Below are 24,721 nucleotides of genomic sequence, written 5' to 3' on the forward strand. Positions count from 1 at the left end.
CGCAGAATATAGAGACGACCCCAGATGCCCAACAGGTGATATGCCGCAGCGAGTGGCAGGTTTATGCACTTCCCGTTCTGGGTTTTGGGTTGCAATGACGATTCGATTGGGTTTTCTCTTGACATTGCGGATGGTGCGGGGGAACGTTCAGAGGGTGCCGAACCCGTTGGGACAAACAGAGTTTGGCGGTTTGACTTTACTCACGACCAGCGGTTCGGCAGCGCACAATTCGAGCCGATATCATGACGGCGATACGCGACCTTGTCTCTGGCGACTCCGTCGATGGTTTTTTTGCATTGCGCAAGCTCGAGCGACGTGAGCACTCAGGCGGCGAACGTCTCACGCTTGAGCTGGGCGATGCGACCGGCCGCATCGACGCAGTGATGTGGGATGGCTACGAAACCGTCGTCGACGGTCTGACCGTGGGGGGAGTGGTCAAGATCCGTGGAACGGTCGGGACATTCCGCGAACGTCCGCAGATTCGAGTCGACCGTATGCGGCTCGCCAGGGACGGTGAAGTCAATCCCGCGGAGTTCCTGCCCGTCTCATCGATCAATGCCGAGGATCTTGCACGCGGTCTCGACACGGCCATCGCGGGGCTGACCGACACGCACTTGCGCGCGCTGATGACCGCAATCTTCGGCGATGATTCCGTGAGACGCGCGTATCTTGCCGCCCCGGCGGGCAAGCTCTGGCACCACAACACCGTCGGCGGCTTGGCGGAACATTCGCTCAATCTCGTGCGTCTGTGCCACTACGCCTGCGAGATGTATCCGGAATTGAATCGCGATCTCTTGACATGCGGAGCGTTGTTGCACGATATCGGCAAGATTGAACAGTACGCCGTCAGTTCGTACATCGACTACAGTGACGAGGGACGGTTGGTCGGCCACATCAATTCCGGCGATTTCCGCGTCGCGCAGGCGATCCGTTCCATCGATGGATTTTCGGCGGACACCGAACGGCTCCTCCGGCATTTGATCGTCTCGCACCAGGGTCTGTTGGAGCAGGGATCGCCGGTGGTGCCGCAGACGATGGAGGCCTTTGTCCTGTATTCCGCCGACGAACTCGACTCGAAGATGGGGGCGCTGCGCCGTGTGCGGGAGAAGACACCCGAGGGCGGCTGGAGTGAGTATATCAATTTGATCGGCCGTTATGTTTATTTCGGCCCGCCCCGACAGGGAAGCGGCGGCGACAAGGATTAGGGACGCGCGTGGGACTCTTCGACCTGTTATCAAGCGACATCGGCATCGATTTGGGGACCGCGAACACGCTGGTGTTTGTGCGCGGGATCGGTATTGTCCTCAACGAGCCCTCGGTTGTCGCAACCGAAGTGTCCTCCGGACGCATCCTCGCGGTCGGCGCGAAAGCCAAGGAGATGATCGGACGCACGCCGGATCAAATACGTGCCGTGCGTCCTCTGAAAGACGGTGTGATCGCCGACTTTGAAATCACCGAGAAACTGCTCTCCGATTTCATCCGACGCGTCATCCGACACCGTTACCTGATGAAGCCGCGCGTGGTCGTGTCGGTGCCGTCGGGGATCACCGAAGTCGAAAAGCGCGCGGTGCGCGATTCGGCCGAAAACGCCGGAGCCCGGGAGGTCTACCTGCTGCAGGAGCCGATGGCGGCCGCGATCGGCGTCGGGTTGCCCGTGGACAGGCCGTCGGGGATCATGATCATCGATGTCGGCGGCGGCACCTCCGAGATCGCAGTCATCGCGTTGTCGGGAATTGTCAACAACATGTCGATCCGCATCGCCGGCGATGAGATGAACGAGGCCATCCTCCTGTTCCTGAAAAAGAACTACAATCTCCTGATCGGCGAATTGACGGCCGAGCAGATCAAGATCGCGATCGGCTCGGCCTACACCATGGACCGCGAGGAGTCGCTGGAGATCAAAGGGCGCGACCTCATCGCCGGAGTTCCCAAGACGATGAAAATCTCTTCGGTGCAGGTCCGCGAGGCCCTCTCCGAGCCGGTCGACGCCATCGTCGAAGCGGTCCGTCAGTCGCTGGAGCGCACGCCGCCCGAGCTCTCATCCGACATTCTCGATCGCGGGATTGTGTTGACCGGCGGCGGCGCGTTGCTGCGCGGGTTGGACAAACGGCTCCGCCAGGAAACGAATCTCCCGGTCAATGTCGCCGATGACCCCTTGACCTGTGTCGTGCGCGGCACCGGACGCGTCCTCGAAAATCTCGCGATGTACAACAAGGTGCTCATCAAGAGCCGTCGCGATTGAGCCGCCGCGGCCCGTCACGGCACACGCACCGCGCGCCGCTTCGACTCTCTCATGCCGTCATTCACTCCTGAGCAGATCGTCCGATTCCTGGTCGACGGTGTCGGCCGCCCGTCCCGTCCGCGCGAATTGGCGCGCGCGATGGCGATCCCCGAACGTGAGTACCGCGCCTTTCGCACAGTTTTGAAGTCATTGCTCGCCGACGGGCGGTTGGTCCGTCTGAAGCGCGGCCGCATCGCGCCGCCTGATCCGCTCAATCTTGCTGTCGGAACGATTGTCGTGCGGCGCGGCGGGCACATGTTTAGCCGCGTCGACCGCGATGACAAATCGGCCGTCACCGCCGCACAGGAGGAAATCTTTATTCGGCCGCGCGATCGTCGCACCGCGCTCGACGGCGACCGCGTGTTGGTGCGCCGTCATGCGTATCGCGACGGCCCTTCCGCAGAGGGCGCAATTGTCCGCATCCTCGAACGCGCCAACAAACCGATACTGGGCATCTATCAACGGTCCCGCCATTTTTCATACGTCGTTCCCGAGCCGTCGCACCCGTTGCGCGAAATCCTCGTCCCGCAGAATGCCACCGGCGGAGCCGAAGTCGGACAACAAGTGATGGTCAGCATCACCGAATGGGGCACCTCCGATGTCACGCCGTGCGGCAAGATCACCGAAGTCCTCGGATTCCCCGATGATCCCGGCGTCGACATCCAGCGCATCATCGCCGGTTACCAACTGCCCCGTGCGTTTTCGCGCGCGGTCACCGCCGAGGCAGCGGCCTTTCCGGCGCGGCTGTCGCCGTCGGCGCTGGAAGGACGCGAGGACTATCGCGACATTCTCACATTCACCATCGATCCCGTTGATGCCAGGGATCACGACGACGCCGTCTCGCTGCAGAGCGTCGATTCGACCTGGCGGCTCGGGGTCCACATTGCCGACGTCAGCCACTATGTCACCGACGGCAGCGAACTGGATCGCGAAGCGTACGAGCGCGGAACGAGTGTCTACCTCGTCGACCGTGTCATTCCGATGCTGCCGGTCCGGCTTTCCAACGATTTGTGCAGCCTGCGCCCCCAGCGGGATCGTCTGACGATGAGCTGCATCATGGACGTGTCCGACGACGGCCGCATCCTAAAGTTCCGTTTTTGCAATTCGGTGATTCGCTCGAGTGCAAAGCTGGCCTACGAGCAAGTCGGCGAGTATTTCTCCTCCGGCAAGCCCGATCGCGCCGTCACGCCGATGGCCGACACGCTCGATCAAATGCGCTCTGTCTCCCGGACTCTGCGTCAAAGGCGCATGAAGGAAGGGAGTCTCGATCTGGAAGTTCCCGAGGCGAAAGTCATACTCGATGAAGAGGGTCACCCGACACAGATCATCTACCGGCGCAGCGATGAATCACATCAGTTGATCGAAGAGTTCATGCTGGCAGCGAATCAATGCGCGGCTGCGGAATTCCTGCGCAAGACGCTGCCGTGCCTCTATCGCGTCCACGCCCCGCCCTCACAGGAGAAGATGGAAGAATTCGCCGGCTTCGTGGAAACCCTGGGGCTGCGCTTCTCCCCCAAGGGCGGTGGTATCTCCAAAAAGCTTTCACGGCTGCTGGAACAGACCAAAGACGACCCGCGCCGCGACATGATTCACAACATTCTCCTGCGCTCCCTGATGAAGGCGGTTTACCAGCCGGACAACATCGGACACTTCGGCCTGGCGTTTCCGCACTACGCACACTTCACCTCGCCGATCCGTCGCTATCCCGACTTGTGGGTGCACCGTCACCTCAAGAAGATCATCGCCCACTCGTGGAAGGTGTCCGAACGGCATGCCGCCGCCGGGGCACTCCCTGTCATCGGCAAGCAGTGCTCCGAACGTGAACGCACGGCCGAGGAGGCCGAACGCGAATCGGTGCGCATTAAGCAACTGGAGTATCTCGAGTCGCGCATCGGCGATGAATTCACAGGACGCATCTCCGGGTTTCTCGAGTTTGGATTTTTCGTAACGATCACGGAGGCGGGCATCGACGGCCTGGTGCGGTTCTCCGGCATCGACGACGATTACTATGTCTGGGACCGCGACCGCTGGTGCGTGCGCGGACGCCGTCGCGGACGGACCTTCACGCTCGGTGATGCGGTGAGCGTGCAACTGATTCGCACCGATCCGGTCAAACGCGAAATCGACCTGGTCCTGGCCGACTCCCAGGGCGCCGCGCCGTCCCGTCCCGGACGCGGGCGATTTCGTCCGCGTCAGAAACACGGACCCGCCTGGTTGACCGGCCGGAAGACATCCGGGTAATGCCGCTTGTTTGGCGCCATATCGTTTGTCCATAATTGCTCCGTTCACAATGCATGGTCCGCTGCGTCGGACCTGATCGATTCATGGCCCGCACCGAACCGCAACTCTTCACCGTCACGCCCGATGACACGCTCGCTGCACAGTGGCGTTCGTCGCTGGAACCGCTGGGCGGGACACACACCGCCGTCGACAGCGCGCTGAGCGCATTGCGTCGCCTGACGCAGGATGCCTTCGATGCCGTGCTGCTGGATGCGGTCGGTGAAAACCTGGCATTGGATCAGCTGCTCGCCAAGGTTCGTCTGCGCGCGCCGCAGGCCGACATCCTCGTGGCGCTGGGTGATCCGCCCTCACGCGACCAGACGCCGCTGGACCGTTGGGGTGTGACCGCGACCATCATGCGTGAATCCGATCCGGCCGAACTGCGCTCCCGCATTCAATCGATATTGACTGAACGCGACCGCGTGCGCCGTTGCAACTGGATCGGCGTCACACCATCGATCCGGGCGGCGTCCGACCTGATTTTGGCCGCTGCCGGATCGGATGCAACTGTCCTGATCGAAGGCGAATCGGGTACCGGAAAAGAGTTGGCGGCGCGCGCGGTCCACCACAACAGCCCGCGCAGCAAAAAGCCGTTCCTGGCGCTCAACTGCTCCGCATTTCCCGAGACACTGCTCGAAAGCGAATTGTTCGGCCATGAGCGAGGCGCGTTCACCGATGCCTTTGCCCGCAAGCAGGGCATCTTCGAGGCGGTCGACGGCGGCACGATCTTTCTTGATGAAATCGGTGAGACTTCGCCGGCGGTGCAGGCGCGGCTGTTGCGCGTGCTCGAAGAACGGCAGGTGCGTCCCATCGGCGCGACCAAGTCGATCGCGGTCGAATTCCGCATCGTCGCCGCGACCAATCGCGATCTGATGTCCGAGAGCGGACGCGGCGCGTTCCGCCGCGATTTGTACTACCGTCTCGCGGTGGTACGGCTGCCGCTATTGCCTTTGCGGCAACGTCGCGGCGATGTCCCCGCGCTGTTGGCGCATCATTTATCCGTTGCCAAAACCGGCGGGGGTCCGCTCATCGGACGGCTCGGTGAATCATCACTCGCGCGGCTGGTCGATTACGACTGGCCGGGAAATGTCCGTGAACTCCGCAACTTCGTCGAACGCGCCGGGGTGCGATTCCCCTCCGGCGTGATCGATCCCGGCGTCATCGGCGAGCTGTTGGAGACCGTGCGCGCCCCGCTGCATCTGCCCGTAGTGACCGAGCGCCGGTCCGACACGGTCGAGCGCGAGATGATCTTCGCCGCGCTCTCCGAACTCAAACACGACCTCGACGACATCCGCCGCCGTCTGGAGCGCATCAGCGCCGGACGACAGGCCGACGGCCGTCCGCTGAGCGCTTCTGAATTCCAAACGATGCGTCAGGCCGAACGCGAACGCATCATGGCGGCGCTGCGCGAATCCCACGGCAACCGCAAGCGCGCCGCCCGTATGCTGGGCATCGGCGAACGCACATTGTATCGAAAGATCAAGCAGTTTGGATTGTGAGTATCACTAAGGTAAATCCGAGCGTAGCGGGAAATCTCCATTGCGACCCATTGTGTGCCGGTCAGCCCTTGGGCTGATGTCATCGCACAGCGATGTTTGCCCGCCCATGACACGAAAAGTGTTGCACTTTGTGCGTAGGAGATTCCTCACTTCGTTCGGAATGACAGCGATGCTGTTATTCGCCGCAAATGTGTTAGCCCAGCAGCCCGATGTCCGCCCCTATCAAACCGAAGAAGACCTCTGGGAAGCGCTCAACGAAGACGAAATCAGTTTCGAGGAGTTTCTCGACCTGCTTGAGCTGCACCGTCTCGGCGCCGACGGAACGCTGGTCCCCTCCGAAGATTGGGAGCAACTGCCCGGATCGGACGCGGGATACCTGACCTCGCCCGATTCTGCTGAATTGATCACTGAAACGGTCCCGCCGCAAACTGTGCACGTAGCCGAAGGAATCCCAATCCGATACTCGCTACGGAGCGGCTACGATGCTGACCTTTCAGGCGATGCCGACGGCGAGGGATACTCGATCGCGCGTCTCGAGTATGGACAATGGCGCGGGCTGTTCGACTGGGAGCATGACGGCGCTGACGGTCGGTGGCGACGACGCACATTGGCGTGGAGCGATCACGGGCTGTCGGCACAAGTCGGCTCGATCGAACCGCGCTGGGGACGTGGCCTGGTCGTCGGGCGTCGCTCACGATTCCTTGGCTCGACCAGTTCACGCGCGCTTGATGGCTCGGTTCTGTGGCCGACACGCAGCCGCTTCAACGGCGTCTGGCTTGCATCCGAGGAGACTCGAATCGTCTCCGGCTCGCTTCTCTACTCCGACATCCGCAACGGCGACTGGGTCGACCGTGTCGTTGCGGCGCAAGTGGCCGGTCGGCACGATATGTGGCGAATCGGATTCAATGCCCTGTCTGGTGTCATCGATGATCGCGCCGGCACGAATGAATTTTCGCGCCAAGTGGCCGGGGGGCATGTTCAATTCGGCGACAACGCGCGCGCGATCTTAGCCGAACTCGCAATGACCAACGACGGCCGATCCGCCAGGGCCGCGGAAATGCTCTGGCCGCTGAGACAGGGAAGAGTCCACGCCCAAGCGTGGGCGTACAATGCCGGCTTCGTCAACCCCTGGGGCGGCGGCCCCGCGCACAGCGACGGGGAAAGCATCATCCTCGATGGCATCAATGAGAGCTACACATCGCGCACGTCAGGCGAGCGCGGATTTTCCATCGACACGCGTGTTCGCCCGGCGATGCGCTGGCTGGTCCGCTGGGAATGGATGACGCACAAAGAATCCCGCGACGGGCCATTGATCCACCACTGGACGGTCCGCGTGCAGCATCGGATCAGCGATGTTTCACTCACGCCGTACGCTCGTGGCAAAAGCATCGATCGCGAGCCGGATTTGTACGCGGTCGGCGCATACTCAACCATCGGCAAGTCCGACAGACGCGGCGACATTCGATTCGAATATGGACGCCACCACGTCGATGCCGATCCCTTCATCCGCGCCGGCGCCGGCATACGCTGGCGGCTTCATCGGCAGATTGTCATGTCCCCGTCGGTGCGCTGGGTCGATCCCGACCTAGACACCCCCGGCGACGCGTATTGGTATCTCTACTTCACCGAGACTGTGTTGCCGGTCGGCTTGGGGCGCATCGAAGCCGCACTCGTCTGGCAGCGTTTCGAGAGCCACCTGCGAGAGGATCGGGTGGAGCTGCGGATGCGGCTGGTCACCGGAGCATAGCGATCACTTTGCCCGATTTGGCTCTTCGCCGTACATTCTGATGACGCAGAGACGAAAACATGCCGCACTCACATCGACGAATGTCATTGAGGCCAATCTCTTGCACGGCGGTTTATCTGGCGCTCATACTGCCGGGCTCCACCAGTTCGGCCGAACTCATCCTCAATGAAGCGCTCGCCAACGAACCGGGGAGCGTGACTTCGTCTGAGTGGATCGAGGTCCTCAATTGGCCCGATTCCGGCGATGGGGCGACCAATTTGCAGGGCTACCGCTACATCGACAGTGGCGACAGCACCGACATCGACACGTCGCTGCTGATCGAGCCCGGCGGTTTCGTGATACTCGCGCGACAGATTCTCGGCGCCAACAGCTTTGAATCCAACTGGGGCGACAACTCCGGTGTCTGGGGCGATCATCCCTCCGAATCATATCCCGTAATCAACGTCTCGATGGCGTTACGCAATTCCAGCGACACGGCCATGCTCATGTTGCCGACAGGACATGTCTCGACGATCTCTTGGACATCGAATCAGGCCGATGGCGTGTCATGGGAACGGAAACGTCCCGACCGTCACGACGAACCGGACAACTTCGCTCAATGCAACGATCCGACCGGATCGACTCCCGGACGACACAACTCCGCGTTGCCGGCACGGGGTGATATGCAGGTCGATTCTGTCTGGATTGCCACGTCCGCGCCACGATGGCATGAGGACATTTTCATCAGCGCAACGGTCACGAATGTGGGATTCGGTCCCGTGTCCGGCCGCCTCACTTTCGAACGGGCGTTAAACCCGGAAACCGTGCCGAGTGAGACCGAGATTCTGACCGAAGTCGATGTACCCACCCTGGCCGAAGGAGAGGCCATGCGTTTCAACTACAACTGGCTGACGGCCCTACCCGGCATCAATCGCATCGTTGCCCGGCTGCATGACGATGCCCTCGATGCGAACAATGAACAGTCAGCGGTAGCCATCGTCGCGCACACTGTCCCTCTGCTGATCGTCTCGGAGTATCTGGCCAATCCGGAATCGGCTGCCGGCCCGGGCGAGTGGGTCGAGATTTCCAACCAGGCGGGATTCCCGATCAACATGTCCGGCGTCAGAATCGGCGACGACAAAGGCCAGACCTCAACGTTGGGGCCGTTCGCAGGATTCATGCCGCCAGCCGCATTCTGGGTACTGGCACGAGACGAGACCGCATTCCGCGCACACTATCCGCCGTTTGATGGTTTGATCATCGAAGTCGGCAACTGGCAGGCCCTCAATGATGATTATGACATGATTCGTGTAATAGGAGCCGCAGGTGAAGTTGTCGACTCGGTACCCTACACAACCCTCTATCCTGACAATCGATCGGTCGAACGTGTCGATCTGGGAACACATATAGCCGGACTCGATGACTGGACCGGCTCAGTCGATGCATCCGGCGCGACACCCGGAAGGACGAATTCAGTGTCCCGCGAGCGGGCCGGTCGGCTGGCCATGATGGCGTCTCCCAATCCGCTCTCGCTGCAATCGGGAGCGCGCATGGTGATCGATTACCGCCTTGATGTCGGAGAATCGCTCACCATGAAGATCTTCGACCGCGACGGCGTGCCCGTGCGGACTCTGATCGACAACCATCCGGCCGCAACGGGACTTTTCGAGTGGGACGGTTCCGATCAATCAGGGCGTCGCGTCAAACCCGGCCCGTATGTTCTCTGGGCGCGTTCGGAACCTTCCGGGCGTGAGCAGAAGATGCTCATCGTCATCGCACCGTGACCGGCGACCTCATGCGTGCAGGGTCCCATGCCTCTTGGCTACTCGGCGTCGCTCTCGTGATTCTCGGAGTCGTTGCCGGCGCGTCTTCCGTCGGCGCGCAGGAAGAATTCGGTTCCGCTACGCTGCAGGCGTTGGGCGGTGTGTACACCATTGTTCCCGGAGAACCGTCGGTCGTCTGGCTCAATTCTGCCACAATGGCGAATGGCGCCGGCGGCGTCGAAGTGTCGTATCGTCGCCTGTTTGATCTGGAACAGATGGACGAAGTTGTTGCCAGCGCCTTTTGGCGGGTCAATCCCTGGCTGGGTCTGGGCGGAGGCGGCGCTCATTTTGGCGAGTCAGGGCTGTATGAGGAGTTTCGCGCCATAGGCGCGGCTTCCGTACGCGCACTCCGCTCGTTGAGATTCGGAGTGGCGCTGGAATACCAGCGCGAAGAGTATGGCTCCGGTAACGCCGTTTTCTCGGGCTTGGGCGCCGATCTCTCGGCGTCCTGGCGTCTCCACGAGAGTTGGATCGCAGCCATCGGGGTCCGCCGACTGGCGCTGGATGAAATCTACGACGGCATATATAATGATGCGAACCCCGGGGTCATATTCGATGCCTCGGTCGCATGGAGTCTGCCGCCGGAATTGACGATCGGCGGTCGGTGGTTTCGCGAAGATGGCGGAGCCGATCGTTTCAGTCTCGGGCAACGATTGCGGCTGGTCGACGGAATCGACCTTTTGACGGGGTTGCGATTCGATCCGATACGATATTCGCTGGGAGGACGAATTTCGCTCCGCGGTGTTCGTATTGACTACGCATACATAAGCCACTCGGAGCTGGGTGGAACGCACGGCATCGGCATTGCATGGTGCCCGTGATCGCCCTGAGTGCCGCGCAGACATGATGCCTGACAGCGACTAATGCCGACCGCGACAACCGATCATCTGCACGAGCGTGAGCAGCGCGCATGGGCGCCGTATGCGGCGACCAGCGCGCAATCGCTGGGGCGTGTCCATCCCGACCCTCCGCATCCGTACCGTACCGCATTCCAGCGCGACCGTGAACGGATTATCCACTCGGCGGCATTTCGTCGGCTCGAATACAAAACGCAGGTCTTCGTCAACCACGAAGGCGACAACTACCGCACGCGCCTGACGCACACGATTGAAGTGGCGCAGATCGCACGCTCGATTGCGCGCGCGCTGGCCTTAAACGAGGACCTGGCGGAGTCGGTCGCGCTCGCGCACGATCTCGGTCACACGCCGTTCGGCCATGCGGGCGAAGAGGCGCTTGATGCCCGCATGAAGCAGGATGGCGGCTTCTCCCACAACCGGCAGTCCCTGCGCGTCGTGGATGTCCTCGAACGGCGCTATCCGCACTTCCGCGGTCTCAATCTGAGTTTTGAAGTTCGCGAAGGGATCGTCAAACACGAGACGATCTATGACCGCCCCGACGCGGCCGGTTTTCACCCCGAATGGAAGCCGACGCTGGAGGCGCAATTGGTCAACTATGCCGACGAAATCGCCTACAACTCACACGACTTGGACGACGGCCTGCGAGGACGCGTCTTCGACCCCGTTGATCTCGAGGGAATCGCGCTTTGGGACGAGCTCCTGGCCGAGGCAACCCGGGCCGAGCCCGATCTGGATGTAAAACTGAGGCGGCATCAGATCATCCGCCTTCTGATCAATCGGCAGGTCACCGACTTAGTCGACTTTACCACCTCGCGGATCAAAGCACTTGAGATCAAATCGCTCGATGACGTGCGCGCCGCCAACGAGATGCCCGCGCGGTTTTCACCGGAATTTGCCAAAAAACTCTCGGGCTTGAAGCAATTCCTTTTCGAAAAGATGTATCGTCACTATCGAATTGTGCGCATGGCCAGGAAAGCCGACCGCATCATCGGCGGGCTCTTCGACGCCTATACGCAGGAGCCGACGCAGCTTCCGCCAAACTACCGGGTACGACTGCAGGAGGCATCGTCGGACCCCGTTGATCCGCGTGTCATTCGACAGGTTGTTTGCGATTACATCGCCGGTATGACCGACCGCTACGCGATGCTTGAATACCGTAAGCTCTTCGATCCGTTTGAACGGGTCTGACCGCCCACGGGCCCCGCACCAGACCAATCCTCTGCCGTAACTGCGCAACTTTTGTGCATACCCCTGCATCGCGGAAAGATGCCATTCCCGACACGGGTTCGGCCGGCCTCGCGTACACACATCACACCGCCTTTAACCGACTTATCGGACAGCCGATGCGAGAGAGCGGCTTGGGCTCGTCGGGAGCGGGTCTGCCCCGGTAGGGTCCCCTGAGGCGGGGTGCGGCGGCACCCCCTTTGCACTGGGCTGGAGATGGAGGGACTGCGATGCGATGTTATTTCTCGACATCTCGAAACGGCACTGTCCACGAACCACACGATGCCACCGTGTCGTTTGTTATCCCGGAATTGAGCATCACATTTCGGGCACGGTTCCATGGCACACAGGCCGCCTGTGAGTACGCCAGTCTGCTGGCGCTGCTGGAGTTCGTTCAGATCAACCCGACACTCTTCGACGATAGAACCCTCGAAATCCTCGGCGATTCTTTCACCGTCGTCAACCAACTCAACAACCGGATGCTGTGCCGTCGGGAACTGGAGCCGATGCGCAACACGGCTCAGATTCTGCGCCAGAAGGTCCCCTACACCATCGGGTGGATTGCTCGATCGGCCAATCCCGCCTCACGTCACCCGGCGTAATCTCCATCTCGAAGTGCCCCATCGTTTCGGTTGTTGGAACCGACCGGCTGATCGTCTATGTTCGATGAAGTCACAGCCCGACCGGGTTGTGCATCACCGACGATGAGCTTCTCCGAAGAACGCGCCGCCGGACGCTTTGGCCCCGTCCATCTACTTGTTGCCGAGAACCCCTATGTGTTGTGGGATGCGGCCGAGCACTGGAAGGCCACGTGGCGTGCCGGTGGTGATTGTTCCCTGTCGATTCAATACGGACGTCAACTCGACCCCGACCGCCTCGCGCAGCTCATCGACAGTCTGCCGATGTTCGCCACGTTGCAGTTGGTGATCATCCATGATGTCGACAAGATTCCTCTCTTGCGGCAGCAGGCGGTACTGGATGCGCTTCGGCGCCAAAGTGACGGAGTCAAGGCGCTGCTGACTGGCGCGAAGCTCGACCGTCGGTTGACATTCACCAAGGAACTGGTCCGACTCGTGCCGACAGAGGAGTTTCCTTCTATTTACGACAATCATCTCCCCGGCTGGGCCAAACGCATCGCGTCTGACCTGGGAACCTCGCTGTCCCCTGCGGCCGCCGAACACCTGGCGCTGCTTCACGGGACGGATCTGTTCGAAATGCGCCAGACCATCGAACGGGCGTTGCTCTATTCAGGAGCTGGACAGCGACGATTGTCCGAACAGGAGATCACTGCCGTCGTCGCCGGCGACGGTGAGCACACGGTCTTCGAATTGGCCGACGCGGTCGGCTCTGACGATTTGACCAGGGCACTCCAAACACTACAGTCGCTCTACACCCAGGGAGATGTCTCAGTCTATGTGACCGCTGCACTGTTTGGGCATTACCAGCGTGTGCTGTTGCTCACGCCGTTCGGTGCCGGCGTAGCCGATGCGCAGATTGCTCAATCGACGGGTCTGCGCCCATTCATTATCAGGAAATTACGTCCGCAGGCGGTGCGCATCGACGCGGAGCGCGCAGCCGATGCCCTGGAGGCAATTTGCGAGACGGATTGGAGTATCAAGACCTCAACCATTCCCGGCCGAACCGCCGTCGAGCTCCTCATGTATCGGTTGTGCCGTGGCACCCGTACGGCATCGCCATTGTGGTTTGACGTCCCTGCGACAACCCGGCGCGGTTGAGACCGGCCACGCCCCCGGCCATGACCGAAGCAAACCAGCGCAACGATGCCCCCGAACCGTCCGAGCCGGATCTCATCCGCGCGGCACAACAGGGTGACCGTCACGCCTTCGACGCATTGGTGAAACGCTACCAGCGCCAGGTCTACCGGTGGGCATACCATCTGGTGCGCACGCACGATCTGGCCGATGAAATTGCGCAGGATGTCTTTGTTCGGACGTATGGCGCTCTGGCGAGGATCGATCCGGAACGGCCCCTGGGTGCCTGGCTGTGTAAGAGCACGACAAATCTCGCGCTCAATCTCATCCGTAAGCGCCAGTACCGCGCTCAACTCACCGACGAAGTGGCCTCACGCATCGCGGCCGAAAACTCCGGAGCGGATCGGCCCGATTCGGAACTCCACCGTCGGCAATTGATGGCGAAAGTGACGCGGGCCATCAATGAGCTGCCAGCCGTATACCGTACGATTATCGGGCTTCGCGTGAAAGAAGGCATGAGTTACGAGGAGATTGCCGAGACCCTCAACATATCATTGGGTACTGTCATGTCGCGTCTGGCAAGAGCGCGTGGACGGTTGCGCAAGGCACTGGGTGATGTCCTTGCTCAATGGGATGGATAGGGACGCGCTAAACTACTGCGTCGCAATATCTTATGAATTCGAGAATATTATCTAATTGTGGGAATAATTGCCCGTGTCATTGGTATGTCTGATGAGGGAAGGACTGCAACGATGAACTCGCGCAAACTCCGTCAGTGGCTTGATCGTCACGGTGCCGATCCGTTACCGGATGATGTGCGCCAACTGGCGTCAGAATCGACGGAAATGCAGCGACAAGTCGATGACGCGCTGAAGCTTGACCGCGTATTGGCCACCGAGCAGACCCCGGATCCTGGCGACGCGTACTGGGCAAACTTTGCTCCACGAGTCGCACGTCGCATCGTGGAGGACCCGTACCCAACGCCAGTCAGGATTCCGGCTCCCGCATTTTTCCCGCGGCCTGTGTGGCGGTGGGTGCCACTGGCCGGGGTGGCTGTCCTTGCGGCGCTGATTGGGCGTGACGTGCTTCTTAAGAGCAACGCTCCAATTAGGATGGAATCGGAAGTTCCGGTCACAGTCGGGGAGAGCAGGGAGCAGTCACACCCTCTGGCCAATGCACCCGAGGGATTGTCCGAGCCCGAAAGTGAGACGTCCCCGGCGCCTGCTACTGAGAATCGCGGTCCCGCCACGTCGCCGATGCTCGAACAAAAACTTGCGGGTACTTCTGCGGCATCGGCATCGCGTTCGGACGGCGTGCGGCAACCTGTAATTCCCTCGCTGTCGCCCGAGGAAAAGGCATCACAGACTGCCCTCTGGGGACAATTCCCGACGACCATGCCGCCTGCCTCCGATTCCGATGACGCGGAGGTCTGGCCGGAACGTCAAGTGACGCGGCTCGGCGAGATCATTCAGGATACCCCCCCGCGCACCGTTTCCGACGACCGCGCGATGCGGCTTCAGGATTCGTACGCGGGGCTGGACAGGGAATTGCTCGACGATCGGCGACTGGCCGAAAGCGCCGATGCCGCTGTTCCTGGCCGCCTCTTGGATGCCCCGCGATTGCGGCCGCAAACCGGATTTTCGGATTCCAAGTCCCCGTCGGATGCCATGCGCCGGCTTGATGAGATCGCGGAGTTACGGCACCTAATCGGTGAGGCCCAATTAATCGGCGAAACCGATCGCTCCGAAGACCAATGGCAGGAGTTATGTGCTTTGTGGTATCGCATTGGTCAGATCACCGATGACCGTCTGCTGGTCGATTCGGCTCTGGCGCAGTTTAACAACTGCCGCAGCCGCCTGACTGACGACGACGCGATCGCCGAATGGAACAGAAAACACGCGGAACTGGTGCGACGCATCAACGCAATTCATGAGGGCACCGAGCAGCGTTGAGCCGATTCCCCAATCTCGCCGTGAGCCCGCCCTCGTGGCGGGCTTTCTTTTGCTCCGTGCAAACACATCCCCAATCGATGCGTTCCTTGTTCGGACCGGTCGTTATGCGTAGAATCGCAATGGCAGCCATTATTCTGGCCACGGGAATGAGTCAGCACGCATCAGCAGGTGAGTCGGCCGCCGACTCAGCGGCGTATGCCGAAAAGCGGAGACGGATGGTCGAAACCCAGATCGTCGCGCGCGGTATTGTCGACCTGACAGTTCTCGATGCGATGCGCACGGTGCCGCGGCACCGCTTCATCCCCGCCGATCAAGTCTCTCGTGCCTATGGCGACCACCCGCTCCCGATCGGATGTGAACAGACGATCTCACAGCCGTTCATTGTGGCGGCGATGACAGAAGCGTTGGAGCCCAAACCCGGCCATCGCGTCCTGGAGATCGGAACCGGTTCGGGGTATCAGGCCGCCGTGCTCGCCGAGATTGTCCGGGACGTCTACACGATTGAAATCGTCGAACCTCTCGGACTACGGGCCGAGTCGACGCTGGCGGTTCTCGCCTACCGCAACGTCCGTGTGCGCATCGGCGATGGGTACCGTGGGTGGCCGGAGCGTGCCCCCTTCGACGGCATCATCGTGACCGCGGCACCCGATCATATTCCGCAGCCGCTGGTCGATCAACTGGCTGTGGGTGGACGAATGGTCCTGCCGGTCGGGTCTGATACGCAGAATCTGATGGTCCTCACGAAGACGCCCGATAGTCTGATCACCGAGGAGCGATTCGGAGTTCGGTTTGTGCCGATGACCGGAGACGCCCAACACGGTCCGGCGTCGTCGGCACAGCCGGGCGATAGTGCCGGGCGGCGCGATGAGCCATGACACCGGACGCTGAAAGGCGCAACCTCGACGACAGGCTTTCGTAGACTCATCTGGTTTGGGGACGGCATCGCCGTCCGCTTCGAGCCGAGGTGGAGGTGCTGGTATGAGCAAGCGTGTCTTCCGATCGCATGAATCCAAAGTCATCGCCGGTGTCTGTGGCGGGCTGGGCGAATACTTTGATATCGACCCGGCATGGGTACGGATCCTGTTCGTTTTGACCATTTTCGCCAACGGCCTGGGTCTGTTGGCATACGCCATTTGCTGGATCGTGATCCCGGCGCGGCCCCTGCCGATTCCCGGAGCTGCGGGCACGACTGCCGACGCTGCCCCGGCGAACAGCGCCGTCGGGGTGGGAGCGCCCCCCAACAATGGGCGGCGCCATGGAGTGGGCTTTTGGCCCGGCCTGATTCTCATCGCGTTGGGAATGGTGTTTCTGGCACGCCACGTGTTCTTCTGGTTTGACTTCGATCTCATTTGGCCGCTGTTGCTGATCGGGCTGGGTGTGGCCCTGATCGTGCGCGGTCTGGATCCGAACAAGCGACAAGAATCGGACACCGTGTACGATCATACGAATAAGGAGGTCGCCAATGAGAGTCGGTAGACTCCGAAGCGGCATCATCCTGATCGTGCTCGGCGTGCTGCTGCTTCTGTCGACGTTGGACTACATCAATTGGGACTTCTGGTGGAGTCTGAGCCACTTCTGGCCGGTGTTGCTCATCGCCATCGGCATTGAGAAAATCTTCACGGCGACCGATCGATACAAGCCGTTGGCGTTTCTGTCGCCGGTGTTAATCCTCGGCACGGTCGCTTATGTCGCCTTTGCCGGCGGCAACGATTGGGACTGGCGGCGCAACATTGAGTCGGATACTTCCGACATGTTCGACAGCGAGACATATTCATGGACCACGGTCGGCACTCCCGACAACGAGCGGATTCGGATCGTGCTCGAGAAGGCCGGGGGACGCGTCGTTGTCCGCAACGGCACCGGAGACGAGAATCTTGTGGAAGGGCGACTCCGGTACTGGGGCCGTCAGCCCGAGGTCGATTGGCGGAACGATGGTGCCGAGGTTCTCGTGCACGTCAAGGATCACGAGCACGACGTCAACAAGCGCGACCTGTGGCTGCTCAAGATAGCCGATCGGCTGCCGGCTGATGTCAAAGTTTCCGGCGGCGCCACACGGATGCGTCTGGACTTCACCGGGATACGGTTGGAGAAACTCGATCTGGAAGCCGGCGCTTCGGAAATCGACATCGTGTTCGGCACGCTCTCCGGGATGGTCGACTGCGCATTGAGTTGCGGAGCGGCCGCGGTCGATTTGACCATCCCTGCGGTCGCCGGCATTTCCATCCGGAAGGATGAAGTACTGACACGCTTTTCGGCGGTGGGGCTCGAACTGATCGACAAGGGCGGCATTCTGGAATCGCCCGATTTCGAATTACAGCCGGTCCGTCTGCGCATCGACCTGGAGTCGGGCGTCTCCACGCTGAATATCCACCGGACCAATTCCGGCGACGCCGAATCCTCGATATAGCGCCGATCGTACCGCCGCACGGAAACGACGCCGCCCGTCAGCGGCGTTTTTTCTTGAATCGGGGAGTCGATTCGACGCATGATAGCGCCGATGAATCCACACGCACACCATCGACTGTCCAGTTCCCCCGTCGGATTCGGAACGATCGCGCTGTTTGTGATCCTGTCATTTGCCTGCTGTCAATGCGGCGGGTCTAACGAGAGTGGCTGGGAGCGCGTGCAACGCACCGGCGTGCTTCGGGTCGGGACGGACGCAACCTATCCGCCGTTTGAGTCCATCGATACCGCGACCGGCCAGGTCATTGGATTCGATGCCGATTTGGTGGCCGAAGTCTGCCGCGATTTGGGCTGCGCGCCGGAGTTTGTGGTGGTGCCGTTTGATGGAATCATCGCCGGGCTGGTGAGCGGAAAGTACGACATGATCGCCTCGACATTCACGATCACGCCCGAACGGGCAAGGCAGGTCGCGTTCAGCGATTCCTACTATGACGGCGGTCAGGCCATCGCCGTGCCGATCTATGACTCCTCCGTGCAGAGCGTCGATGATCTGACGGGATTGCGCATCGGTGTCCAGTTGGGCACAACCGGTGAACGTCGGGCGCGCGAGATTCCCCGCGCGGAACTCGTCCTGTTCGAGAATATCGGCGCGGCGTTCATCGACATGGAGAACGGGCGTCTCGACGCGGTCATCACCGATCTTCCGACCGCGGAGCTGATCGTCAGGCAACGGGCATACTCACGCGTCGCCGGCCCCCCCTTGACGTCAGAGCAGTACGGCCTTGCGGTACGACTGGAGGATGCCGACTTGCTCTTGCAAATCAACCGCGCCCTCTCCGCGATTGTCAGTGACGGACGCTACGAAAAGATACACGATCGCTGGTTTGGGGCCGGCGGCTGAACGCTGTCGTCCTGCGCCGTTGTTCCCAGTTTCTCTTGCTCCAGGCGTGGCATCGCGGTCTCTGTGATCGGGCGGCTCAAAACGAGTTGCAACCCGATCGGTTGCCGCATAACTTGCTGGACCGAAATGGCTTGGGGAACGCCCCGGTTCAAAGCGAGTGACCCATCGACTTTATCATTGAACAAGGCACGCTGGCGCTGAACATCCTTAAGTTCCTGCTGCCGGCCCTGCCGATGACGATTGTCGTCACCCTGCTGTCGTTCGTGTTGTCGCTGGTCGTCGGGATCGTTGTCGGGTTGCTCCCCTTAACCGGGATTCGTCCGATCATTTGGGGGTGCCGCATCTATGTCGATGTTCTGCGCGGCGTGCCGCTGTTGGTGCAGATTTTCTTCATCTATTTCGGACTGGGTACGGTGCTCAATCTCGACCGCTTCACGGCCGGAGTGTTAGCTATCGGCATCTGTTATTCCGCATACCAGGCGGAGATTATTCGGGGCGGGGTCATGGCGATTGCCCGCGGTCAGCACGAAGCGGCGGCCGCGCTGGGGATGTCCCCGCTGCAGGCGCTCCGTCATGTCATCCTGCCGCAGACCATTCGCATCACCATTCCACCGACGGTCAACGAGTTTATCGCCTGCCTGAAGGATTCGTCGCTTGTTTCGATCATCGGGCTGCGCGAATTGACGCGGGCGGGCCGCGAGTACTATTCCCAGTTTTTTGTCGACTTTCAGACCTGGCTGATGGTCGGGCTGATCTATCTGGTCATGACACTGCTGCTGACGCGTCTGACCCACTCATTGGAGCAACGGTTCCAGATCAAAGGCTTCGGTACGGCCGCGACGCCCCGATAGTCCTTCCTGCCATGAGCACACAGCGGCCCCATCAGTCGGCGATCGTCATCGCGCGAGGTTTGCGCAAACGCTTCGGTCAACTGATTGCCCTTGACGGTGTCGATCTGACCGTGGGCCATTGCGAAGTCGTTGTCTTAGTCGGCCCCTCAGGCGGCGGCAAGTCCACGCTGTTGCGGTGCCTCAATGGACTGGAACGCCCCGACTCCGGCACCATTGAAATCTCCGGCAACTCGGTCAATGCACGCAGCGCCGACATCAACGCCCTGCGCGCCAAGACGGGGATGGTTTTCCAGCAGTTCAACCTGTTTCCGCACTTGACCGCATTGGAGAATGTCGCGTTGGCGCCGCGTGTCGTTCTGAAGCTATCGAAGACGGATGCGCAGGTGCGGGCACGCGAGAACCTGGATCATGTGGGGTTGGGCGAGAAACTCCATTCGCATCCCGCCGAGTTGTCCGGAGGCCAGCAACAACGAGTCGCGATTGCGCGCGCATTGGCGATGGGACCGAGCGTCATGCTCTTCGATGAGCCGACATCGGCGCTCGACTCCGAAATGATCGGCGAAGTGTTAAGCGTCATGCGGCGATTGGCCGAAGATGGCATGACGATGGTCATCGTGTCCCACGAACTGGGTTTTGTCCGTGAAATCGCGCACCGTGTCGCATTCCTCGAGGGCGGACGGATCATCGCGTCGGGCTCGCCGCAGGAGATGCTGGTTGCGCCGACGCATGAGCGCATCCGCAAGTTCATTGAAAACGTCGTCCGCTAATCGCGGTCGTGGCCGACGCTGCCTGACGGCCGTGTCACTCCTCATGGCGTGCGCTGGCGCCGCGGTGCTCAGCGCCGGACCGACCGAAAGCACGTTGAGATCGGGCGTGATCGCCGCCGCACACGATGCGCGGCCCATCTGGGTGTTTCTCAGAGATAAGGGACACGCTCGCTCCGAAATTCATCCGTGGGTCTCGCCGGCGGCGATGGCGCGGATTACGCTCCGTGGCGGAGCGTACAATGCCGCGCTCGACATCCCCGTCAACAGGGTGTACCGAGACGCAGTTGAAGACATGGGGGCGGATGTGCGCGCCGAAAGCCGCTGGTTCAATGCCCTGGCGTGCCGCATCCCGATTGACCGGCTCGACGATGTCGCCTCGTTGCCGTTTGTCGACTCGCTGCAGCCGGTCACGATCTATCGACGGCCGCGAGAAGTCGTTGAGGACGGGTCGCCGCGCGACCATGTCGCGCCCTCCCCCGGCGCAATGGTTGCCTTCGACTATGGTCTCTCGCTCTCCCAGCACACCGCAATCGGTGTCGATTCCCTGCACCGGGCCGGACTCGATGGACAAGGCGTCAAGATCGGTTTCCTGGACACTGGGTTTTCCCTGGGAATTGAGGTTTTCGACTCACTGCGGCTGATGGCCGCGCGCGACTTCATCGATGGTGACGACGATGTCGAGGATGAGGACTTTGCCCAGATGCGGCACGGCACGCAGACGCTCTCATTGTGCGCGGGCTTTGCCCCGGGCGAATTGATCGGAGTTGCGCCGCGCGCCCAGTATGCGGTAGCCAAGACCGAGTACGTCGATCTGGAAATCGAAATCGAGGAATCCAACTGGGTCGCCGGGCTTGAGTGGCTCGACTCGATCGGCTGCGACCTGGTATCCAGTTCGCTGGGATATGCCGAGTGGATTGCCCCGGAAGACTTCGACGGCAACACCGCGCTGTCGACCATCGCAGCCGACATGGCGGCGGCGCGCGGCATGCTGGTCGTCAATGCCGCCGGAAACGGCGGCTGCGGCGGTGGGCCGCACCTGCTCGTGCCCGCCGATGGTGACTCGGTCCTGGCGGTGGGGGCGGCGACGCTGTCCGGTGAAAAGGCCTCGTTTTCGTCGTGCGGCCCGACCGCCGACGGGCGGATCAAGCCCGATGTCATCGCTCCGGGTGTCGGCGTGCGCGTTGCATTCCCCCTGACGGGTTACGGCGCTGCCAACGGGACTTCGATGGCCACGCCCATCGTCACCGGCGTGTGTGCCCTCGTGCTGCAGAATGATCCCGACCTGACTCCCTTTGAACTGATCGAGCGATTGCGCGCATCCGGCGATGCCATCATTCCCGGAAACGATATCGGCTGGGGCTTTATCCGCGCGGTGATGGCGGCCGGGATCATCGTCGATCGACCGTGGCTGCGCGACCTGAAAGCCATCCGCGCTTGGCCGAATCCCGCGACCGACAGGATGACCGTATCGATCCCGCGTGAAGATCTCATGGCTGGCAACGGCACAACACAGCTCCAGGTCTATGCCATCAACGGACGGATCGTATTCGATACGCTCTTTGAAGGGCAAGAGGTCGAATGGAATGGCCGCACCGCCGATGGGAATCGTATCGCGACGGGGATATACCTCTGTCGTGTGAAGACTCCGCTCCAGGAGGATCTCATCAAGATCGCCTGGAAGTCCGCACCATGAACGCTCCGCCTCTCCTCGCAAGAAGCCGGTTGCAACGTGCGGAATCGCCGGATTATCATACACGAACGATGCGGGAGTAACTCAGTTGGCAGAGTCACAGCCTTCCAAGCTGTTGGTCGCGGGTTCGAATCCCGTCTCCCGCTTGTGATACTCAGGGCACTTTTTTCCATGGGAGTCGTAATGCTCAGGTTCTGTCGGCACATGAAGCTCGCTGCTCCGGGTCTTTGTGCGTTGCTGCTGTCGATCGGGTGTGGAGATTCGAATTTCGAGAAGGTCGACAAATCGCAAGTTTCCGATGCGTCGCACCCCCCCACGACGGAGGAAACAAAGCTGGGTATCCCCCAGCCACCGCCGATGCGGGGCGACCCCGACAAGCAATCGACCGCTGGCGTCGAGTGGCAGGTACCTGCCGAATGGGGACGTGACCGGGCGCGTCCGATGCGCGCAGCGACCTATCTGCTTGGCGTGGAGGGTCATGCCGCCGAGTGCGGTGTATTCTTTTTTGGGGAGGGTCAGGGCGGCGAGGTTCAGGACAACATCGATCGTTGGATCGGGCAGTTCAGCCGGCCCGATGGTTCCGATCCAAAGGATGCGGCCATTATTCAGACTCGAACGGTCAATGATCTATCGGTGACATCGATCGAACTGACGGGCACATACAACTTGTCCATGGGTGGCCCGGCCAATTCGCGGCAGGTGCCGATGGCCGGATACAAACTCATTGGGGCGATTGTCGAAGCGCCGCAAGGGCCGCTGTTCTTCAAACTGGTGGGCCCGGCGGATGTCGTCGACGAAGGAGCCGCCGCATTCTGGACGATGATCGAGTCGGTCCGCAGGTATTGAGCACCATTACAGGTGCAGAAGCGTCCTCAGCAGGATGACGACGTCGCGCCCGAGTCCCATTGTGCGCACGTAACGTTTCGCCAGTTCGATCTTCTGCGGCAGGACATCCCGCACATACAGCGCCTGTGGATCGGTCGCCGCGCCGAGGATGCGTTCTTCGTGGCGGAATTCGATGCTGGCGTCGTCGGTGATGCCCGGCCGTACGCTTAAGATCTCCTCGTAGTCATTGCGGAACAGTTCCACATACCGTCGCACTTCCGGGCGCGGCCCGACCATGCTCATCTCGCCTTTGAGCACGTTCAACAATTGAGGCAGTTCGTCGATTTTGAACCGTCGCAACCGGCGTCCCAGGGGCGTGATGCGCGGATCGTTGTGTGATGTCACCGATGGCCCGAGATCAGCACCGGCCCTCATCGTGCGGAATTTGTAGATCGAAAAGGGGCGAAAGCCGCGCCCGATGCGTTCCTGTCGAAAGAAAACCGGTCCCTTTGAGGTCAGCCGTACCAGCAGCGCCGTGACGATCAAGACAGGCGATGTCAGCACCAATCCCAACGCCGCCACGATGAGATCGAAGCCGCGTTTGGCGTGTTCAGCGGCGGTGGCGTCGGCAGACATCGGTAACGGCTTCAATGACATCGCCGATGTCCCCGTCGCTCATGCCCGGATAGATCGGCAGACTGATGATGCGCTCGGAAACCTCCGTGCTCTGCGGAAAGTCTTCCGGCGTCAGTCCAAATGTGTCGCGGTAGTACGGCTGCAAATGCAAGGGGATGAAATGCACTGAGGTGCCGATGTTGGCGGCCCGCAATTCTTCGATGAAACGGTCGCGGTCGATCGTCAGCGCCTGCAGTCGCAGCTTGATCACATACAAGTGCCACGAGTGCTCGTCGTTTGTTTGCGCATTGGGCGGTGTCTCCAGACATTCGGCGGTGTCGCGGAACGCCTGCGTGTATCGGCCGGCGGTGGCGCGCCGCCGTCGCGCGAGTTCGCCGGCGCGCGACAACTGCACCAGCCCCAACGCCGCGGCCAATTCGGGCATGTTACATTTGTATCCGGGCGCCGTGATGTCATATCGCCAGGTGCCGCTCTCGGCGTAACGCATCCACGCGTTGCGGCTCATGCCGTGCAGACGTTGCGTGCACATCCGGTCGGCCAGCGCGGGGTCGTCTGTCGTCGCCATGCCGCCCTCGCCGGTCGTGATGGTCTTCGTAGCATAAAATGAGAAACACGTCACATCACCGATTGATCCGATCAACCGGTCTTTGTATGTGGTCGGAAAGCAGTGCGCCGCATCCTCGATCACAGACAACTCGCGCCGTTGGGCGATGCCGGTAATCGCGTCCATCTCGCAGGCCAGTCCGGCGAAGTGCACGGGCACGATGGCCCGGGCGCGATGGCACCGGCCGAGCGCCCACTCGATCTGCGGCGGATCGATGTTCATCGTCAACGGGTCGATGTCGGCAAAGACCGGCTTGGCCCCCAGGTGCACGATGACATTGGCACTGGCAGCAAACGTCATCGGTGTCGTGATGACCTCATCGCCGGGCCCGACCCCGACGGCGTCAAGCGCCAGATGCAATGCCGCGGTGCAGGAGTTTACCGCGACCGCATGCCGGACGCCGACTGCAGAGGCAAACGCTTCTTCGAACTCGCGTACTCTGGGGCCGGATGTCAGCCACCCGCCGCGCAGCGTCTCGACGACCGCGTCGATCTCGGCCTCGCCGATAGACGGAGCCGCAAAGGGGAGAAACGTGCTCCGTCTGAATGCGGGCTGACTCTGTGCCGTGGCCCCGTTGCGCATCACACCGGGGACTTAATCATGGCGTCGCGCGGAAGGCAAGGCAATTGACCAGGCGGCCCCGGACTCATCAAGGACCCGCCGATGATCGATTCCCCGGAGCGTGCCCAC

At 61.2% G+C, this 24,721-nt stretch carries 22 protein-coding genes and 1 tRNA gene; 21 read left to right on the forward strand and 2 right to left on the reverse strand.

The features are described from left to right. The first annotated feature begins 242 nt into the window (after positions 1–242). From VGB22_03315 to VGB22_03415, 21 genes are all read left to right on the forward strand, one after another. Positions 243–1,205, forward strand: coding sequence for an HD domain-containing protein (locus VGB22_03315; GenBank protein HEX9750308.1), 963 nt, complete (start codon positions 243–245; stop codon positions 1,203–1,205). An 8-nt stretch (positions 1,206–1,213) separates the two neighbouring features. Then, entirely contained in the window at positions 1,214–2,242 is a 1,029-nt protein-coding gene (locus tag VGB22_03320) for a rod shape-determining protein (GenBank protein HEX9750309.1), read from the forward strand. 51 nt (positions 2,243–2,293) lie between these two features. Continuing rightward, positions 2,294–4,522: a ribonuclease R gene (gene rnr / locus VGB22_03325; protein HEX9750310.1), complete on the forward strand. Its 2,229-nt coding sequence runs from the start codon at positions 2,294–2,296 to the stop codon at positions 4,520–4,522. Between the two features lie 83 nt (positions 4,523–4,605). Then, positions 4,606–6,060 (forward strand): sigma-54 dependent transcriptional regulator, encoded by a 1,455-nt coding sequence (locus VGB22_03330; GenBank protein ID HEX9750311.1) that lies wholly within the window; start codon positions 4,606–4,608, stop codon positions 6,058–6,060. A 106-nt stretch (positions 6,061–6,166) separates the two neighbouring features. Then, positions 6,167–7,807 carry a hypothetical protein gene (locus VGB22_03335; protein HEX9750312.1) on the forward strand — a complete coding sequence of 547 codons (1,641 nt, stop codon included), beginning with the start codon at positions 6,167–6,169 and terminating at the stop codon, positions 7,805–7,807. Positions 7,808–7,893: 86 nt separating this feature from the next. Next, a complete protein-coding gene (locus VGB22_03340) occupies positions 7,894–9,570 on the forward strand; it encodes a hypothetical protein (protein ID HEX9750313.1) in 1,677 nt (558 codons plus the stop codon). An 11-nt stretch (positions 9,571–9,581) separates the two neighbouring features. Beyond that, the gene (locus VGB22_03345) at positions 9,582–10,430 is read left to right on the forward strand and encodes a hypothetical protein (GenBank protein ID HEX9750314.1); all 849 of its coding nucleotides are present in this window, start codon (positions 9,582–9,584) and stop codon (positions 10,428–10,430) included. A 42-nt stretch (positions 10,431–10,472) separates the two neighbouring features. After that, positions 10,473–11,654 carry a deoxyguanosinetriphosphate triphosphohydrolase gene (locus VGB22_03350; protein HEX9750315.1) on the forward strand — a complete coding sequence of 394 codons (1,182 nt, stop codon included), beginning with the start codon at positions 10,473–10,475 and terminating at the stop codon, positions 11,652–11,654. A gap of 326 nt (positions 11,655–11,980) precedes the next feature. After that, positions 11,981–12,292 carry a hypothetical protein gene (locus tag VGB22_03355; GenBank protein ID HEX9750316.1) on the forward strand — a complete coding sequence of 104 codons (312 nt, stop codon included), beginning with the start codon at positions 11,981–11,983 and terminating at the stop codon, positions 12,290–12,292. Positions 12,293–12,394: 102 nt separating this feature from the next. Beyond that, positions 12,395–13,426: a DNA polymerase III subunit delta gene (gene holA / locus VGB22_03360; GenBank protein HEX9750317.1), complete on the forward strand. Its 1,032-nt coding sequence runs from the start codon at positions 12,395–12,397 to the stop codon at positions 13,424–13,426. A 20-nt stretch (positions 13,427–13,446) separates the two neighbouring features. Further along, a complete protein-coding gene (locus VGB22_03365; GenBank protein ID HEX9750318.1) occupies positions 13,447–14,043 on the forward strand; it encodes a sigma-70 family RNA polymerase sigma factor in 597 nt (198 codons plus the stop codon). Positions 14,044–14,715: 672 nt separating this feature from the next. Beyond that, the gene (locus VGB22_03370) at positions 14,716–15,354 is read left to right on the forward strand and encodes a hypothetical protein (GenBank protein ID HEX9750319.1); all 639 of its coding nucleotides are present in this window, start codon (positions 14,716–14,718) and stop codon (positions 15,352–15,354) included. A 119-nt stretch (positions 15,355–15,473) separates the two neighbouring features. Beyond that, positions 15,474–16,229 carry a protein-L-isoaspartate(D-aspartate) O-methyltransferase gene (locus VGB22_03375; GenBank protein HEX9750320.1) on the forward strand — a complete coding sequence of 252 codons (756 nt, stop codon included), beginning with the start codon at positions 15,474–15,476 and terminating at the stop codon, positions 16,227–16,229. Positions 16,230–16,332: 103 nt separating this feature from the next. After that, on the forward strand, positions 16,333–16,830 hold the full coding sequence (locus VGB22_03380) for a PspC domain-containing protein (protein HEX9750321.1): 498 nt from the start codon (positions 16,333–16,335) through the stop codon (positions 16,828–16,830). Continuing rightward, positions 16,817–17,761, forward strand: a complete 945-nt coding sequence (locus VGB22_03385; GenBank protein HEX9750322.1) for a DUF5668 domain-containing protein — start codon at positions 16,817–16,819, stop codon at positions 17,759–17,761. The genes VGB22_03380 and VGB22_03385 overlap by 14 nt, the downstream gene beginning before the upstream one ends. A 90-nt stretch (positions 17,762–17,851) precedes the next feature. Beyond that, positions 17,852–18,658 (forward strand): basic amino acid ABC transporter substrate-binding protein, encoded by an 807-nt coding sequence (locus tag VGB22_03390; GenBank protein HEX9750323.1) that lies wholly within the window; start codon positions 17,852–17,854, stop codon positions 18,656–18,658. A 218-nt stretch (positions 18,659–18,876) separates the two neighbouring features. Next, the gene (locus VGB22_03395; protein HEX9750324.1) at positions 18,877–19,509 is read left to right on the forward strand and encodes an amino acid ABC transporter permease; all 633 of its coding nucleotides are present in this window, start codon (positions 18,877–18,879) and stop codon (positions 19,507–19,509) included. An 11-nt stretch (positions 19,510–19,520) separates the two neighbouring features. Further along, complete coding sequence (locus VGB22_03400; protein ID HEX9750325.1) at positions 19,521–20,276, forward strand: amino acid ABC transporter ATP-binding protein; 756 nt, start codon at positions 19,521–19,523, stop codon at positions 20,274–20,276. Positions 20,277–20,382: 106 nt separating this feature from the next. Continuing rightward, positions 20,383–21,969: a S8 family serine peptidase gene (locus VGB22_03405; GenBank protein HEX9750326.1), complete on the forward strand. Its 1,587-nt coding sequence runs from the start codon at positions 20,383–20,385 to the stop codon at positions 21,967–21,969. Between the two features lie 70 nt (positions 21,970–22,039). Continuing rightward, positions 22,040–22,112 (forward strand) — tRNA-Gly (locus VGB22_03410). A 37-nt stretch (positions 22,113–22,149) separates the two neighbouring features. After that, positions 22,150–22,812, forward strand: a complete 663-nt coding sequence (locus tag VGB22_03415) for a hypothetical protein (protein ID HEX9750327.1) — start codon at positions 22,150–22,152, stop codon at positions 22,810–22,812. Positions 22,813–22,818: 6 nt separating this feature from the next. On the opposite strand, the gene VGB22_03420 is transcribed toward VGB22_03415, so the two are convergent. Together VGB22_03420 and VGB22_03425 are read right to left on the reverse strand one after the other, a co-directional pair. Further along, a complete protein-coding gene (locus VGB22_03420) occupies positions 22,819–23,427 on the reverse strand; it encodes a sugar transferase (protein ID HEX9750328.1) in 609 nt (202 codons plus the stop codon). Further along, entirely contained in the window at positions 23,402–24,613 is a 1,212-nt protein-coding gene (locus VGB22_03425; protein ID HEX9750329.1) for a DegT/DnrJ/EryC1/StrS family aminotransferase, read from the reverse strand. The genes VGB22_03420 and VGB22_03425 overlap by 26 nt, the downstream gene beginning before the upstream one ends. Positions 24,614–24,721 lie beyond the last annotated feature (108 nt).

The sequence above is a fragment of the Candidatus Zixiibacteriota bacterium genome (genome assembly GCA_036397555.1).
GTDB lineage: Bacteria > Zixibacteria > MSB-5A5 > WJJR01 > WJJR01 > DATKYL01.